The organism is Salmonella sp. SJTUF15570 (genome assembly GCF_043357055.1).
Taxonomy (GTDB): domain Bacteria; phylum Pseudomonadota; class Gammaproteobacteria; order Enterobacterales; family Enterobacteriaceae; genus Salmonella; species Salmonella enterica.
Window position 1 is genome coordinate 17282 of record NZ_JBEUKJ010000013.1, and the last position, 16761, is coordinate 34042.

General features: G+C 52.9%; 13 protein-coding genes and 1 pseudogene. 7 read left to right on the forward strand and 7 right to left on the reverse strand.

Going from position 1 to position 16761, the window contains the following annotated elements; all coding sequences use genetic code 11:
- Nucleotides 1–89: 89 nt before the first annotated feature.
- The 5 genes from ABVN44_RS20465 to ftsP all read left to right on the forward strand — a co-directional run bounded on the left by ABVN44_RS20465 (nt 90) and on the right by ftsP (nt 6269).
- Complete coding sequence (locus ABVN44_RS20465; protein WP_000731552.1) at nt 90–482, forward strand: YgiW/YdeI family stress tolerance OB fold protein; 393 nt, start codon at nt 90–92, stop codon at nt 480–482.
- Nucleotides 483–553: 71 nt separating this feature from the next.
- Nucleotides 554–1420, forward strand: a complete 867-nt coding sequence (locus tag ABVN44_RS20470) for a GyrI-like domain-containing protein (RefSeq protein ID WP_023232613.1) — start codon at nt 554–556, stop codon at nt 1418–1420.
- A 110-nt stretch (nt 1421–1530) separates the two neighbouring features.
- Complete coding sequence (parC, locus tag ABVN44_RS20475) at nt 1531–3789, forward strand: DNA topoisomerase IV subunit A (protein WP_001281856.1); 2259 nt, start codon at nt 1531–1533, stop codon at nt 3787–3789.
- 256 nt (nt 3790–4045) lie between these two features.
- Nucleotides 4046–4783 carry a 1-acylglycerol-3-phosphate O-acyltransferase gene (gene plsC / locus ABVN44_RS20480; protein WP_023232614.1) on the forward strand — a complete coding sequence of 246 codons (738 nt, stop codon included), beginning with the start codon at nt 4046–4048 and terminating at the stop codon, nt 4781–4783.
- 73 nt (nt 4784–4856) lie between these two features.
- Nucleotides 4857–6269 (forward strand): cell division protein FtsP, encoded by a 1413-nt coding sequence (gene ftsP / locus ABVN44_RS20485; protein ID WP_000010658.1) that lies wholly within the window; start codon nt 4857–4859, stop codon nt 6267–6269.
- A gap of 44 nt (nt 6270–6313) precedes the next feature.
- Here the strand turns inward: ftsP and ABVN44_RS20490 are convergent, their stop codons facing one another.
- From ABVN44_RS20490 to ABVN44_RS20500, 3 genes are read right to left on the reverse strand one after another with little or no spacing between them, the layout of a single operon-like run.
- On the reverse strand, nt 6314–7621 hold the full coding sequence (locus ABVN44_RS20490) for a TRAP transporter large permease (protein ID WP_000345259.1): 1308 nt from the start codon (nt 7619–7621) through the stop codon (nt 6314–6316).
- A 10-nt stretch (nt 7622–7631) separates the two neighbouring features.
- On the reverse strand, nt 7632–8114 hold the full coding sequence (locus tag ABVN44_RS20495) for a TRAP transporter small permease (RefSeq protein WP_001221828.1): 483 nt from the start codon (nt 8112–8114) through the stop codon (nt 7632–7634).
- 41 nt (nt 8115–8155) lie between these two features.
- Nucleotides 8156–9139, reverse strand: coding sequence for a TRAP transporter substrate-binding protein (locus tag ABVN44_RS20500; protein WP_000799371.1), 984 nt, complete (start codon nt 9137–9139; stop codon nt 8156–8158).
- Nucleotides 9140–9626: 487 nt separating this feature from the next.
- Here ABVN44_RS20500 and ABVN44_RS20505 point away from each other — a divergent pair, with 487 nt between their 5' ends.
- The gene (locus ABVN44_RS20505; RefSeq protein ID WP_023232615.1) at nt 9627–11798 is read left to right on the forward strand and encodes a YgiQ family radical SAM protein; all 2172 of its coding nucleotides are present in this window, start codon (nt 9627–9629) and stop codon (nt 11796–11798) included.
- 202 nt (nt 11799–12000) lie between these two features.
- Nucleotides 12001–12201 (forward strand): hypothetical protein, encoded by a 201-nt coding sequence (locus tag ABVN44_RS20510; protein WP_023232616.1) that lies wholly within the window; start codon nt 12001–12003, stop codon nt 12199–12201.
- Between the two features lie 150 nt (nt 12202–12351).
- Here the strand turns inward: ABVN44_RS20510 and ABVN44_RS20515 are convergent, their stop codons facing one another.
- From ABVN44_RS20515 to yqhD, 4 genes and pseudogenes are all read right to left on the reverse strand, one after another.
- Nucleotides 12352–12807 carry an HIT family protein gene (locus ABVN44_RS20515; protein WP_001527932.1) on the reverse strand — a complete coding sequence of 152 codons (456 nt, stop codon included), beginning with the start codon at nt 12805–12807 and terminating at the stop codon, nt 12352–12354.
- Between the two features lie 43 nt (nt 12808–12850).
- Nucleotides 12851–14336, reverse strand: a pseudogene (locus tag ABVN44_RS20520) (DASS family sodium-coupled anion symporter).
- A 165-nt stretch (nt 14337–14501) separates the two neighbouring features.
- On the reverse strand, nt 14502–15329 hold the full coding sequence (dkgA, locus tag ABVN44_RS20525; protein ID WP_000013100.1) for a 2,5-didehydrogluconate reductase DkgA: 828 nt from the start codon (nt 15327–15329) through the stop codon (nt 14502–14504).
- Nucleotides 15330–15434: 105 nt separating this feature from the next.
- Nucleotides 15435–16598, reverse strand: a complete 1164-nt coding sequence (gene yqhD, locus ABVN44_RS20530) for an alcohol dehydrogenase (RefSeq protein ID WP_001058722.1) — start codon at nt 16596–16598, stop codon at nt 15435–15437.
- Between the last annotated feature and the right edge of the window lie 163 nt (nt 16599–16761).

A 16761-nucleotide genomic window follows, 5' to 3' on the forward strand; every position in this document is an offset into this window, starting at 1 on the left:
AGAAAAAAAGATTCTTTTTTTGCCTTAAGAAGTTGTTAAGGATTACCTTATTAAATGGATCTGAAACGACATGAAAGGGAAAAGTAATCATGAAAAAATTAGCTGCAATCGTTGCCGTTATGGCACTGTGTTCTACCCCGGTTCTGGCGGCTCAGCAGGGCGGTTTCTCCGGCCCGTCGGCGACGCAAACGCAAGGCGGCGGATTTGTCGGCCCGAACGGCAGCAGCACGACGGTAGAGAGCGCTAAATCGCTGCGTGACGATGCGTGGGTAACGCTGCGCGGGAATATCGTCGAGCGCATTTCCGACGACCTGTATGTGTTTAAAGATGCGACCGGTACTATCAATGTGGATATTGACCACAAGCGCTGGAACGGCCTGACCGTAACCCCGCAGGATACCGTTGAAATTCAGGGTGAAGTGGATAAAGACTGGAACTCTGTCGAAATCGACGTAAAACAGATTCGTAAAGTGAATCCGTAATCCCACATTGCGCAAGATCGGTCAGGATTCACAGCCGCCCGGTGGGCAGAATAGGCCACAAGGAGGCAGTGATGAATGGCCTGATCAGCGCGGCTTATTCCGAACGTCTGCGGCGCGTTTGCGACCACATTGAGCGTCATCTGGATGAGCCTCTGTCGATTGAGGCGTTAAGCCGGATGGCGCACAGCTCGCCGTTTCATTTTCATCGGCAGTTTACCGCCTGGAGCGGGCTTCCGCTCTATCGCTATATCCAGTGGCTGCGTTTGCGCCGTGCGTCATGGCGGCTGGCGTTTAACCCGCAGGATAAAGTTATCGATATCGCGCTGGATGCCGGGTTCCAGAATCCGGAGTCGTTCACACGTGCTTTCAAAACCGCGTTTGGTCAAAGCCCGCGCCGGTTTCGGCAATCGCCGGACTGGCTGGCCTGGCACCAACGCGTTCCTAAACTTGCGTTACAGGAGCAGCATGTCATGGACGTAAAAATCGTTGAATTTCCACCTACCCGCGTCGCGATGCTGACGCATCTGGGGCATCCGGATAAAGTCAACGCCAGCGCGGCGAAATTTATTGCATGGCGGCGCGAAACGGGCCAGTCGCCGATTGCCAGCAGTCAAACTTTTGGTATTGCCTGGCACGACCCGCAGACGACGCCGCCGGATCAATTCCGCTTTGATATCTGCGGCAGCGTCCGCCAGCCGATAGCCGAAAATGACGTTGGCGTGGTGAATAGCGAGATTCCTGGCGGGCGCTGCGCGGTGGTGCGCCATCAGGGATCGCTCGACAGCCTCCCGGAGAGCGTGTGGTATTTATTCCGCGAATGGCTACCGGCCAGCGGCGAGACGCTGCGCGATTTTCCGGTCTTCTTCCAGTACCTGAATTTCGTCAATGAGGTGGCGGAACATGAGCTGCTGACGGATATCTATCTGCCGCTTCGTTAACTTCCTCGCAACCTGTCTCACGGTTTGTGACTCAGACCGTGAGATAGGGTATTATCTGCGGCAATATTGCCGTCCGAACGGTCAGCATGCAGATTGAGGATCCCCTGTTAATGAGCGATATGGCAGAGCGCCTTGCGCTACATGAATTTACGGAAAACGCCTACTTAAACTACTCCATGTACGTGATCATGGATCGTGCGTTGCCGTTTATTGGCGACGGCCTGAAGCCGGTACAGCGCCGCATCGTCTATGCGATGTCAGAGCTGGGGCTGAACGCCAGCGCTAAATTTAAAAAATCCGCCCGTACCGTCGGTGACGTACTGGGTAAGTATCATCCGCACGGCGACAGCGCCTGCTATGAAGCCATGGTGCTGATGGCGCAGCCGTTCTCTTACCGTTACCCGCTGGTCGATGGCCAGGGAAACTGGGGCGCGCCGGATGATCCGAAGTCATTCGCGGCAATGCGTTATACCGAATCTCGCCTGTCCAAATATGCCGAGCTGCTGTTAAGCGAACTCGGCCAGGGGACGGCGGACTGGGTGCCAAACTTCGACGGCACGATGCAGGAACCGAAAATGTTACCGGCGCGTCTGCCGAACATCCTGCTGAACGGCACCACCGGTATTGCGGTGGGGATGGCAACAGATATCCCGCCGCACAACCTGCGCGAAGTGGCGAAAGCGGCGATTACGCTGATTGAGCAGCCGAAAACGACGCTGGATCAGTTGCTGGATATCGTCCAGGGGCCGGATTACCCGACCGAAGCGGAGATCATTACCCCACGTGCGGAAATTCGTAAAATTTACGAAAACGGGCGGGGCTCCGTGCGTATGCGCGCGGTATGGACCAAAGAAGACGGCGCCGTGGTAATTTCCGCGCTGCCGCATCAGGTCTCTGGCGCGAAAGTGCTGGAGCAGATTGCTGCGCAGATGCGTAATAAAAAACTGCCGATGGTGGACGATCTGCGCGATGAATCAGATCACGAAAACCCGACGCGTTTAGTGATTGTCCCGCGCTCCAACCGTGTGGATATGGAGCAGGTGATGAACCATCTGTTCGCCACCACCGATCTGGAAAAAAGCTACCGTATTAACCTGAACATGATCGGTCTGGATGGTCGTCCGGCGGTGAAAAACCTGCTGGAGATCCTCACCGAGTGGCTGGCGTTCCGTCGCGACACGGTACGCCGTCGTCTGAACTATCGTCTGGAGAAAGTGCTTAAACGCCTGCATATCCTCGAAGGTCTGCTGGTGGCGTTTCTCAACATCGACGAAGTGATTGAGATTATCCGTAGCGAAGACGAGCCGAAACCCGCGCTGATGTCGCGTTTCGGCATCAGCGAAACCCAGGCGGAAGCGATTCTCGAACTGAAACTGCGCCATCTCGCCAAACTGGAAGAGATGAAAATTCGCGGCGAGCAGGACGAGCTGGAAAAAGAGCGTGACCAGTTGCAGGGCATTCTCGCGTCCGAACGCAAAATGAATACCTTGCTGAAAAAAGAGCTACAGGCAGATTCCGATGCCTATGGCGACGATCGCCGTTCTCCGCTGCGTGAGCGCGAAGAAGCTAAAGCGATGAGCGAACACGACATGCTGCCGTCCGAACCGGTGACTATCGTGCTGTCGCAGATGGGCTGGGTGCGCAGCGCCAAAGGTCATGATATTGATGCGCCGGGGCTTAACTATAAAGCGGGCGACAGCTTTAAAGCCGCGGTGAAAGGTAAGAGCAATCAACCGGTGGTGTTTATTGATACCACCGGGCGCAGCTATGCTATTGATCCCATTACGCTTCCCTCGGCGCGTGGGCAGGGCGAGCCGCTGACCGGCAAACTCACGCTGCCGCCGGGGGCGACCGTAGAGCATATGCTGATGGAAGGCGATGACCAGAAACTGCTGATGGCGTCGGATGCGGGCTACGGCTTCGTTTGTACGTTTAACGATCTGGTTGCCCGTAACCGTGCCGGTAAGGCGTTGATTACACTGCCGGAAAATGCGCACGTCATGCCGCCGCTGGTGATTGAAGACGAGCACGATATGCTGCTGGCGATTACCCAGGCCGGACGGATGTTGATGTTCCCGGTAGACTCTCTGCCGCAGCTGTCGAAAGGCAAAGGGAATAAGATCATTAATATCCCCTCTGCAGAAGCGGCGAAAGGCGATGATGGACTGGCGCACCTGTACGTGCTGCCGCCACAAAGCACTCTGACTATCCATGTCGGGAAGCGCAAAATCAAACTGCGCCCTGAAGAGTTACAGAAGGTGGTCGGCGAACGCGGACGCCGTGGCACATTAATGCGCGGCCTGCAGCGTATCGATCGCATTGAGATTGATTCGCCGCATCGCGTAAGTCATGGCGACAGCGAAGAGTAAGAGAGGGGCGCCCGTAGGCCGGACAAGGCATTTAAGCTGCCATCCGGCGCTCTGCCGTTGCCGGATGACGACGCAGTAGCGTCTTATCCGGCCTACGGTTTCAGATCGGATTAACATTAAAATTTCCCGTAAAACCGTTGTTTATTCGTGCATTGCGATTAACAATACGTTTTTCCAGAGAGCCACACTTACCAAAATCCTAACCTGAATTTCAGGTGACGTAGAATGCCGGGCTCTTAGGCCTTCAGAGGTTGTTATGCTATATATTTTTCGTCTTATTGTTACCGTTATTTACTCCATTCTGGTCTGTGTTTTCGGTTCTATTTACTGCCTTTTCAGCCCACGTAACCCAAAACACGTGGCGACGTTTGGGCATATGTTCGGCCGTCTGGCCCCGCTGTTTGGCCTGAAAGTGGAGTGCCGCAAACCCGCCGACGCGGTAAACTATGGCAATGCTATCTATATTGCTAACCACCAGAATAATTATGATATGGTCACGGCGGCGAATATTGTGCAGCCGCCAACGGTGACGGTGGGGAAAAAAAGCCTGCTTTGGATCCCGTTTTTTGGGCAACTGTACTGGCTGACCGGTAATCTGTTGATTGACCGTAATAACCGCGCCAAAGCGCATAGCACCATTGCGGCAGTGGTTAACCATTTTAAAAAGCGCCGTATTTCTATCTGGATGTTCCCTGAAGGTACGCGTAGCCGGGGACGCGGTCTGCTGCCGTTTAAAACCGGCGCGTTTCATGCGGCTATCGCGGCTGGTGTGCCGATCATTCCTGTCTGCGTTTCCAACACCTCTAACAAAGTCAATCTAAACCGCCTGAACAACGGACTGGTTATTGTGGAAATGCTGCCGCCAGTCGACGTCAGCGAATATGGTAAAGATCAGGTTCGCGAGCTGGCGGCCCACTGCCGTGCGTTAATGGAGCAAAAAATCGCGGAACTTGATAAAGAGGTTGCGGAACGTGAAGCGACCGGTAAGGTTTAAGCAGCCTTACTCTGTTATTGTAGAAATCATTTTTTCAGGCACAACTCTTTAGCCTGTTTTACATGGAGCTTATATGTCATTCAGTCGGCGTCAGTTTCTTCAGGCATCGGGAATCGCACTATGTGCAGGCGCGATTCCCCTCAGGGCGAATGCTGCCGGTCAGCAACAGCCGTTGCCTGTTCCGCCGTTGCTGGAGTCCCGTCGCGGGCAGCCGTTGTTTATGACGCTACAGCGAGCGCACTGGTCCTTTACGCAAGGCACGCGCGCGCCGGTCTGGGGAGTGAACGGTCGTTATCTGGGGCCGACAATCCGCGTCTGGAAAGGCGATGACGTTAAACTCATCTATAGCAACCGCCTGGCGGAAAATGTCTCCATGACGGTTGCTGGTTTACTGGTTCCGGGGCCGCTGATGGGTGGCCCGGCGCGTATGATGTCGCCGAACGCGGACTGGGCGCCGGTGTTGCCGATTCGTCAGAGCGCCGCGACGCTGTGGTATCACGCTAACACGCCTAACCGCACCGCGCAGCAGGTGTATAACGGCCTGGCAGGAATGTGGCTGGTCGAAGACGACATCAGTAAAACGCTGCCCATTCCGAACCATTACGGCGTGGATGATTTTCCCGTCATTATCCAGGATAAACGGCTGGATAACTTTGGGACGCCGGAGTACAGCGAACCGGGAAGCGGTGGTTTTGTCGGCGATACGCTGCTGGTGAACGGCGCGCAAAGCCCCTATGTCGAAGTGTCCCGCGGGTGGGTGCGGTTACGGTTGTTGAACGCCTCGAACTCGCGGCGCTATCAGCTTCAGATGAGCGATGGCCGGGCGCTGCATGTGATTTCAGGCGATCAGGGCTTTTTACCTGCGCCGGTTTCCGTCAAACAGTTGTCACTGGCGCCCGGCGAGCGACGTGAAATCCTGGTTGATATGACCAACGGCGACGAAGTCTCGATCACCTGCGGGGAGGCGGCCAGCATAGTCGATCGGATTCGCGGTTTCTTTGAGCCTTCCAGTATTCTGGTTTCTACCCTGGTGCTGACGTTACGGCCAACCGGATTGCTGCCGCTGGTGACCGATAATCTGCCGATGCGTCTGTTGCCGACGGAGATCATGAGCGGCGCGCCTGTCCGCAGTCGGGACATCAGTCTTGGCGACGATCCGGGGATTAACGGCCAACTGTGGGATGTGAATCGCATTGATATTACCGCCCAACAAGGCACCTGGGAGCGCTGGACGGTACGCGCCGATATGCCGCAGTCGTTCCATATTGAGGGCGTCTCTTTCCTGATTCGTAACGTCAACGGCGCTATGCCGTTCCCGGAAGATAGAGGCTGGAAAGATACCGTCTGGGTGGATGGGCAAGTCGAATTGCTGGTCTACTACGGTCAGCCGTCCTGGCCGCACTTCCCGTTCTATTTCAACAGCCAGACGCTGGAAATGGCTGACCGCGGCTCGATTGGGCAAATGCTGGTGAATCCGGCGTCGTAAAGCGTCCGAGTACGGGTCTGAATAGCGCAGACCCGTCAGGGTTTTCAGGAAGGAGCAAACAGCGTGGGAAGCAGCAGACTCAACTGCGGGAAGTAGCAAATCATCGCCATGACCACAAAGAGTGCCAGAAACATCGGTAATAGCGGTTTGACGACTTTATCAATACTGATTTTGCCGATACTGCAACCGACGAACAAAATAGTGCCTACCGGGGGCGTACACAGTCCGATGGTTAAATTGAAAACCATAATAATGCCAAAATGGACAGGGTCGATTCCCAGATGTTGAGCAATGGGAAGGAAAATAGGCGTAAAGATTAGAATAGCCGGGGTAATATCCATAAACGTCCCGACGAATAACAAAATGAGATTGATAATCAGCAAGATGACCCATTTATTTTCGGACACGCTGGTAATCATTTCATTAATCAGTTCAGGAACATCAGCATTGGTCATCGCCCATGACATTCCCATTGAGCAGCCGACCAGTAAGAGAACAATAGAGCTGGTTACTACCGAATCCAGCAGAATATCGCGCAACTTACTCACATTAATTTCTCGATAAATGGCCGCCAGCGCCAGGCTATAGATTACCGCGATCGCAGAGGCCTCTGTTGGCGTAAATACGCCGCCGATAATGCCGCCGATAATAATAAATATCAGCAACAGGCTGGGCAACGAATCGCGGAATACCGACAGAAACTGCCGCAGGTTGATGCGTTCGGCAACCGGGTAATGGTGGCGATGGGCATACAGCGCCGCTACCGTCATTAAAGCCAGCGCGGTTAAGATGCCGGGCAGGTAGCCCGCCAAAAACAGGGCGGCGACAGAGGTGCCGCCGCTAGCCAGCGAATAGACAATTAGCACGTTGCTGGGCGGGATCATCAAGCCAATCGGCGCCGAAGCGACGTTGATCGCCGTAGAGAACGCCGGAGAGTAGCCCTCTTTTTCCTGTAATGGCGACATGATGCCGCCCACCGCGGCCGCAGAAGCGACAGCCGAGCCGGATATCGCGCCAAACAGGGTGTTCGCCAGAATATTGCAGTGCGCCAGCGAACCGGGAAGGCGGCCAACTAACGCCTGAGCCAGATTCACCAGGCGCCGGGCGATTCCCCCGGTATTCATGATATTGCCGGCTAACACAAAAAAGGGGATCGCCAGCAGCGTAAAGCCATCGAGACCGACGGTCATTTTTTGTGAAATAACCGAGATTGCCGCATCCGGGGGAAGGGCTATCAGGATTGAGAATAAGGACGACAGCCCGATAGCGAATGTAATAGGAACGCCGACCGCCAGCATAATGGCAAAACTGCCAAATAAAACAATTATTGGGTAAATATATTCAAAGTCCATATATCCCTCGTTAGCGAAGATGGCGCTGATGATAATTATCAATAACGTTCACAATGGTGTAGTACACCAGGATGACGCCGCTAATCGGCATGACCCAATAGACTTTATCCATAGGCCATTTTAATACCGGGGACATTTGGCTGACGTGCGCCGCTTTTTCAACAATAATATCACCGCCGTACACCATAAAAATCAGCGCGAACACGGTAATAATCACCTGAATGATACTGTCGAGCACGAGGGCGGGCGTTCGGGAGAGTTTTTGCGCTAACAAATCGATAGCTAAATGTTTTTTTAATCCGGCGGTATAGACGCCGCCTAACAGAATCATCCACATAAAAAGAATCTGGGTGAATTCGTCGAGCGTGCTGCTTGGCGCGTTGAATATAAAGCGCGCCGCCACCTGCCAGGATACGCAGGCAACCATGACCGCCAGAATAATACAGCAGCACCCGGCCAGTATTTTGTTCAGTGCATTGGTGAGTATTCGCATATTACATCCTGTAAAGGGCAGGAGAACCCTGCCCGGCAGATTTACATATTCTCGATGTATTCCAGATCCTTCGCTGACTGAGCGTCTTTTGCGCGGAACTCATCAAACAAGGGCTTAACACGCTGTTTGAACGCGGATTTATCAATATCAACAACAGTCGCGTTCATGGCCTTCATGCTCTCATAAGCCTCTTTTTCCGCGGCGGGCCAGATGACGTCTTTCATTTGCTGCATGGATTCATCTGCGGCTTTATATAACGCTTTCCGCTCTTTATCGCTCAATTTGTTAAGTACTTTGGTACTGATGACCAGGACATCCGGCACCATCGTGTGCTCGTCGCGGGAATAGAATTTCGCCACCTCCGCATGACGCATATCGGCATAAACCACGGGGTTGTTTTCGCCGCCATCGACCACGCCTTGCTGGAGCGCGGTATAGAGTTCGCCTTGCGCCATCGGCGTCGGCACGCCGCCGAGCGCTTTCACCATCGCGATAGCGCTGGGGCTTTGCTGCACTCTGATTTTCATACCGGCTAAATCGTCGGGTTGAGTGATGGGCTTACCAGCGTAAAAACTGCGGGCGCCGCCGTCGTACCAGGTTAAGCCGACGAAGCCTTTGCTTTCGGAGGACGCGAGAATGCGTTTCCCTAAGTCGCTTTTCAGTACGTTGTAGTAGTGATCGCGGTCGCGGAATAAAAACGGCAGGCTAAACACGCTATATTCCGGCGCAAAAGACTCCAGCGATGCCGCATTGACTTTCACCATTTGCAGAGCGCCGGAGTTCATCAATTCCAGCGATTCACGTTCGTTGCCCAGCGTGGCGTTGGGGTAAATACGAATATTTAATTCGCCGTCCGAATAGGCTTTCGCTTTGTCGGCCAGATAGCTCATCGCTTTGTGAACGGCGTGGCTTTTATCCTGATTGTGGCTCAGTTTCAGCGTCGTTTTGGCGAGCGTTGGAAATGCCAGCAGCAAACAGCCGGCCAGTAATACCGCTGATGTTGTGAATGAACGTGTGTTTTTCATATCTGCTTCCTTATAGGTTGGGATTCCTGTGGTTATCGTTGATTAATTAATAACCTGCTGATACGTAAGGTATTGCGTAGGGGAAAGGCGTGGTGATGGTGTTCTTTATCCCCTGAATTCTGTCAGCCAATTTAATTTAATCAATAGACCAAAGAAAGAGATCTGGTTCACAGAAGAAAGTCATGATAAAAACAGTATCGTGAGCAATTCAGCGAAGTTTTTTTATATATTGCTGATAATATGATGTTTTTTTACTTTTTGTTGTTATGATGATACCACGTTTTTAGACGTGGGTATAATTAATTGCATACCAATTTGAAGATATTCATAAGACCAATTTCAAACACCTCAGGCCAGGCCGTTGAAAGTTGTTTCTATTTCGCGCCAGCCCTGCATATAAGGCGATAATCTCCTTCATTTTCGCTATAGATACGGCTTATAATCCCCGACCTTTGATTATTTTTTTGCCAATCGTTTTGGAAGCAATATGAGCGCTATCTCCCTGATCCAACCGGATCGCGACCTTTTCTCCTGGCCGCAGTACTGGGCCGCCTGCTTTGGGCCGGCGCCGTTTTTGCCGATGTCACGTGACGAGATGGATCAACTTGGCTGGGATAGCTGCGACATTATTCTGGTAACCGGCGACGCTTACGTCGACCATCCGAGCTTCGGCATGGCGATTTGCGGTCGTATGCTGGAAGCGCAGGGCTTCCGTGTGGGGATCATCGCCCAGCCTGACTGGAACAGCAAAGACGACTTTATGCGTCTGGGCAAACCGAACCTGTTCTTCGGCGTCACCGCCGGCAACATGGACTCGATGATCAACCGTTACACCGCTGACCGTAAGCTGCGCCACGATGACGCCTACACCCCAGATAACGTCGCGGGCAAACGCCCGGACCGCGCCACGCTGGTCTATACCCAGCGTTGCAAAGAAGCGTGGAAAGATGTCCCGGTGATCCTTGGCGGCATTGAGGCCAGTCTGCGCCGTACCGCGCATTACGACTACTGGTCTGATACTGTGCGTCGTTCAGTGTTAGTTGATTCCAAAGCCGACATGCTGATGTTTGGCAACGGCGAGCGTCCGCTGGTGGAAGTGGCGCATCGTCTGGCAATGGGCGAAACCATCGATCAGATTCGTGATGTGCGTAACACTGCGATTATGGTTAAAGAAGCGCTGCCAGGCTGGAGCGGCGTCGACTCCACTCGTCTGGACACGCCGGGTAAAATCGATCCAATTCCCCATCCCTATGGCGAGGATCTGCCGTGCGCGGATAACAAGCCGGTCGCGCCGAAAAAGCAGGAAGCTAAAGCGATTACCGTGCAGCCGCCGCGTCCGAAGCCGTGGGAAAAAACCTATATCCTGCTGCCATCCTTTGAAAAGGTGAAAGGCGACAAGGTGCTGTACGCCCATGCGTCGCGTATTCTGCATCACGAAACTAACCCTGGCTGCGCGCGGGCGCTGATGCAAAAACACGGCGACCGCTATGTCTGGATCAATCCGCCCGCCATACCGCTCTCCACTGAAGAGATGGATAGCGTGTTTGCGCTGCCGTATCAGCGTGTGCCGCACCCGGCTTACGGCAATGCCCGTATTCCGGCCTATGAGATGATCCGCTTTTCGATCAATATCATGCGTGGCTGCTTTGGCGGCTGCTCTTTCTGCTCGATCACTGAACATGAAGGGCGCATCATTCAGAGCCGCTCGGAAGACTCTATTATCAACGAGATCGAAGCGATCCGCGACACGGTGCCGGGGTTTACCGGCGTGATCTCCGATCTGGGCGGTCCTACCGCGAACATGTATATGCTGCGCTGTAAGTCGCCGCGTGCGGAGCAGACCTGTCGTCGCCTGTCATGCGTCTATCCGGATATCTGTCCGCATATGGATACTGACCATACGCCGACGATCAATCTTTATCGCCGCGCCCGTGAACTGAAAGGCATTAAGAAAATCTTAATTGCCTCCGGCGTGCGCTACGACATCGCCGTAGAAGATCCTCGCTATATTAAAGAGCTGGCAAGCCATCATGTGGGCGGCTATCTGAAGATTGCGCCGGAGCATACTGAAGAAGGTCCGCTGTCGAAAATGATGAAGCCGGGTATGGGCAGCTACGATCGCTTTAAAGAGTTATTTGACCTTTACTCTAAACAGGCCGGAAAAGAGCAGTATCTGATCCCGTATTTTATCTCCGCGCATCCGGGCACGCGGGACGAGGATATGGTGAATCTGGCGCTGTGGCTCAAGCGCCACCGCTTCCGTTTGGATCAGGTGCAGAACTTCTACCCGTCGCCGTTGGCGAATTCGACCACCATGTATTACACCGGCAAAAACCCGCTGGGTAAAATTGGTTATAAGAGTGAAGATGTGGTGGTGCCGAAGGGAGACAGGCAACGTCGCCTGCATAAGGCGCTGCTGCGTTATCACGATCCGGCGAACTGGCCGCTGATTCGCCAGGCGCTGGAAGCGATGGGGAAAAAGCATTTGATTGGCGGTCGCCGTGAGTGTCTGGTGCCTGCGCCGACCATTGAAGAGATGCGCGAAGCGCGTCGCCAGAACCGCAACACGCGCCCGGCGTTGACCAAGCATACGCCGGTGGAACATCAGCGGCAGGGGCTTGCTGCGAATAAGAGGCGCGGGAAAGGCGCAGGGCGTTAATTACCTTTGAATCTGTTGCTTCTGGAAGCTAATGTTTCTGGAAGTAACAGACATCTAAATATATTGTGTCGGTCTTTAGTAATTGCTAAATTATGGGGAACTTTATATTTTATTTCAATGTTATTGATTGTATAAATTAATTATATATTACCTTAATGATTAAGGCATGATGCTTGTATACAGCCCCAGAGGAGGGGATATCATGGGTATGATTATTATTCCCTGTTTTATTGTAATTGCTATAATAGCTGTTGTTATATTCATAATGGCTATTAAAGCATGTAGTATGGAAAAACGTGAAGACAGGCAAATGACTCTTGCAGGGATAATTTTAATGGGTGTTATTGCCGCTATTCCTGGATGGTTTTGTACGAAATATTTAGCCACGCGCCGTAATATTTAACCTACCAGGGTTGATATATTAAAATAGATAAGAAGTATATAATCTAAGGTATAATGCCTGACGGCGCTGCGCTTATCAGGCTTATGAATAGCACAGTTTTGTAGGCCGGATAAGGTGCTTACACCGCCATCCGGCAGAAGTGCTCCGTATTTATGCCGCACGAATTCTGGCCGCCAGCGCGGCCAGTTTTTCATCATCCGCCCGTTCATGATCGTGTGACGACAGATATCCTTCATACTGTTCGAAAAATTTATTCTGCCGCGATTCAATCGGTTTCCAGTGGGTTAAATCGCCAGTACCGTGCATGGGGCTTAATTTACTGTGCACATGGTCTACGCCGAAACCTTCGAAGAACATTCCCGTACGACTGACATCCGGGAAAGCCTTATCCAGTTTCTTCGCCACTTTTTGGGTCGCCAGCATCAGGTCCGCTAACGCCTGCGGCGGTAGATCGAACGCGTAGCTGGGGTAATGTTTTTTCGGGATCACTACGGTAAACCCATCGGTATTCGGAAAAATCGACAAAAAAGCCAGGTGATGCTCATCTTCCCAAACTTTATGACAAGGTGCTTTACCTTCAACTATTTGACAGAAAATGCAGGTCATTCCATTTCTCCGTTAACCGAGGGCTTATCGATGCGTTAAGCGTTTAATACAACCCTAACACTTTCCACCATGCGAGGCCGACTGTCAAAAAGACCGCCTGATTAAAGAGGCTGATAATAAATCCCGTTCGCCACCAGACGCCCGTCGGTACATATCCGGCGCCAAAAAGAATGGGGCCGCGTGCGTGGGTATACTGCGTAAGAGAGCAGTACAGGCTGCTGGTAAACGCCAGCATAAGCGCCATCGGCGCCGCCGGTATATTCAGATGCAGACCGACACCCAGAAACACCGCATACAGCGCGGCGATTTGCGCGTTGCCGCTGGCGAAAAAATAGTGGGTATAAAAATAGGCTGCGTTAAGCAGCAGCAGAATGATTATCCAACTAGTTCCATGCATCGTACTGCCGATGCTGTCGCCAATCAGGTTGCCAAACCAGCTGGTGAATCCTAGTTTCTTCAACTGGTTAGCCATCATCAGCAGCGCGGCAAACCAAATCAACGTATCCCAGGCGCCTTTTTCGCTTTTAACGTCTTCCCAGGTGAGCACGCCGCTCAGTAATAAAATCGAGAGACCGACAAAAGAGGCCGTCGTGGCATCCACGCCGAGCGAGCTGCCAAAAATCCATAGCACCAGCAACACGCCGACGGTCGCCAGCATGAGCCACTCGCCGCGCGTCATACTGCCCATTTGCGCCAGCTCTTTGCGTGCCAAATCCGGCGCATCCGGCGTATGTTTAATTTCCGGACGCGTCAGCCAGTAGACCAGCAGCGGGACGATAAGAAAAGAGACCAGGCAAGGCAGGAGCGCGGCGATAAACCAGCTTCCCCAGCTCAACGTAACGCCGGCGTTCGCCGCCAGTTTTACCGCCAGCAGGTTACCCGTATAACCGGTCATAAACAGTGCGGCGGTGACGTCGTTAACATTGCCAATACAGGTGATCAGAAAGGTACCGATTTTGCTGCGAGACTCATCTTCCGGATGTGAATCAAAGCTGCGCGCCAGCGAGTCGGCGATCGGGTAAATCACGCCGCCGCAGCGCGCGGTGTTACTGGGCATCGCGGGGGAGAGGATCAGATCGGCAAACGCCAGACCATAAGCCAGACCCAGCGTTCGTTTACCTAACAGACGGATCATTTGTAGGGCGATACGCCGACCCAGCCCGGTTTTGATAAACCCACGGGCAATCATAAAGGCGACGACGATAAGCCAGATCAGCGAACTGTTCAGCTCGCTCAACGCCGTGGTAATCGCGCCGCTGGCCGTTTTGTCGCCGGCAGCATAGGCGAGCGCAAAGACGGTGATACCAATAATACCGACCGCGCCAATAGGCAGCACTTTCGCCACGATAGAGGCGATCGTTGCGACAAAAATAATCGCGGAATGCCAGGCCGGCGCGCTTAACCCGGAAGGGGGCGTTAGCTGCCACAGTCCGGCGGCGATAACCAGAATAAGAATTAATGGGAGCCATTTGACGCCCTGAGATTTTTTTTCCGCCACAATCACACATCCATAAATATTTTATATGTATTAAGTAAATTCATAATAAATATGAATAAATATTCACAAAATCAGAATAATTCTGCGCTTGTGTGTGGGGGAAATATACTGTTAAATGCGCGTAATTGTTTCTTAATGTTTCGGAATGCAAAAAAGCCCGACGACATCGTCGGGCATGGCGTGCGATAAATCCGGCTTAACCGCCGAACTGATCCGGATCGGGGCCGAGGCGTTTTCCTTGATCCAGTTTTGCGATCTCGCCTAATTCATCTTTATCGAGACGGAAATCCCAGACAGCAAAGTTTTCCGCGATACGGGAAGGGGTGACGGATTTCGGAATGACGACCAGCCCGCAGTCCAGATGCCAGCGAATAACAATCTGGGCGGGCGTTTTGCCGTATTTATCCGCCAGTTCGCGAATCACTTTCTGATCGAATACGCCTTCGCCGCCCTGCGCCAGCGGGCTCCAGGACTCGGTCTGGATTTTATGCGTCGCATTCCACGCATGTAGCTGGCGCTGTTGCATCAAGGGGTGAAGCTCGATCTGGTTGATCACAGGGGTAACGCCGGTTTCATCGATCAGACGCTGGAGGTGATGGATCTGAAAGTTACAGACCCCGATACTCTTTACCAGCCCCTCTTTTTGCAGCGCGATCATGCCCTTCCAGGCGTCGACATAGTGATCGATAGCCGGTACGGGCCAGTGCATCAGATAGAGATCGAGATAATCAAGCTGCAGTTTTTTCAGACTCTCCTGCAGGGCTTCGCGGGGACGTTTTTGATCGTCATTCCACAACTTGGTGGTGATAAACAGCTCTTCCCGCGCTACGCTCGCTGCTTTTAGCGCTTTGCCGACGCCTTCTTCATTCTGATATGCTGTGGCGGTATCAATCGATCGATAGCCCACCTCCAGCGCTTTATGAATCGCCGCGATCACCTCTTCATTGCTTGCTTTCCAGACTCCCAGCCCAAGTTGTGGCATTACGTTGCCATCCTGTAGCCTGATAATGGTTGGATTAGCCATGATGTGTTCCTCTTTTAATTGGCTCGCCGGAGTCGGGTCCGGCGAGACTAAGTGACTTAAGTCTGGACGAAATGGCCAAAAACGAAAGTCAGAGGCGAAAAAACCTTAGCGCGCCGCTTCATAAATCCGACGGCTGACATCCAGCGTAATATCCTGATTTTCACCTAAATTTGTGCATCCATGCGCCTCAAGTTTAGCCAGTAGCGCCGGAATAGTGCTGCCATCCAGACCGTAATCGGACAGACGGGTAGGCACGCCCATCTGTTCAAAGAAACGGCGGGTGGCGGCAATGGCGGCATCAATACGCTCGTCGTCGGAACCGTCGGTGATATTCCATACACGTTCAGCATATTGCAGGAGTTTTGCACGTTTAACGTCTCGTTTTTCGTTCCATAGCGCAGGCAGAATGATAGCCAGCGTCTGGGCATGATCGAGACCGTGCATCGCGGTAAGCTCATGGCCCAGCATATGCGTCGCCCAGTCCTGCGGAACACCAGCGCCAATCAGGCCATTTAACGCCTGAGTAGCGGCCCACATCACGTTAGCGCGGACGTCATAGTTTTCAGGCTCTTGCAGCGCTTTGGGACCTTCTTCGATCAGTGTGAGTAAAATGCCTTCGGCGAAACGATCCTGAATTTTGCCGTTAACCGGGTAAGTGACGTACTGCTCAACGGTATGGACGAAAGCATCCACGACGCCGTTCGCAACCTGGCGTGGCGGCAATGTATAGGTGTAGACCGGATCCAGTACGGCAAACACCGGTTGCACGAACGAGGAGTGGAAGGCCTGTTTGTCGCCAGTGGTTTTACGGGAAATGACTGCGCCGGCGTTCGATTCTGAGCCGGTTGCCGGTAGGGTCAGCACAGACCCCATCGGGATTGCGCTACGAATCTCAGTACCGCCGGTTTCCAGAATGTGCCACGGATCGACGCCGTCCGTATACTGCGCCGCTGCGGCGATAAATTTGGTGCCGTCCAGTACGGAACCGCCGCCAACGGCCAGCAGGAAGGTAATATTTTCGTCGCGCACAAGCTGCACGGCCTTCATCAGCGTTTCATAGGACGGGTTCGGTTCAATACCGCCAAACTCCCGAACATCCAGTCCTTTTAACGCTTCCTGAACTTGCGCCAGTACGCCGGTCTTTTTCACGCTACCGCCGCCATAGGTAATCAGCACGCGGGCGTCCTGCGGGATCTGATCGCGAAGATCGACGATAGCGCCTTTACCAAACAGAATGCGGGTAGGGGTATGTAATTTGAAATTGTTCATTGCTCATTCCCTTATGTGGGTAAAAAGAGGGCAGGCGGCTGTCTGCCTGATGGTCATCATTGTGGTCTTGTGAGGGATGTCTCTCAATGCACATTTCTGCCAATGTTTTGCCTATTTCTCCAGAATGCTGGAGAAAATCGCTAAAAATGCGCACAATCCAGCG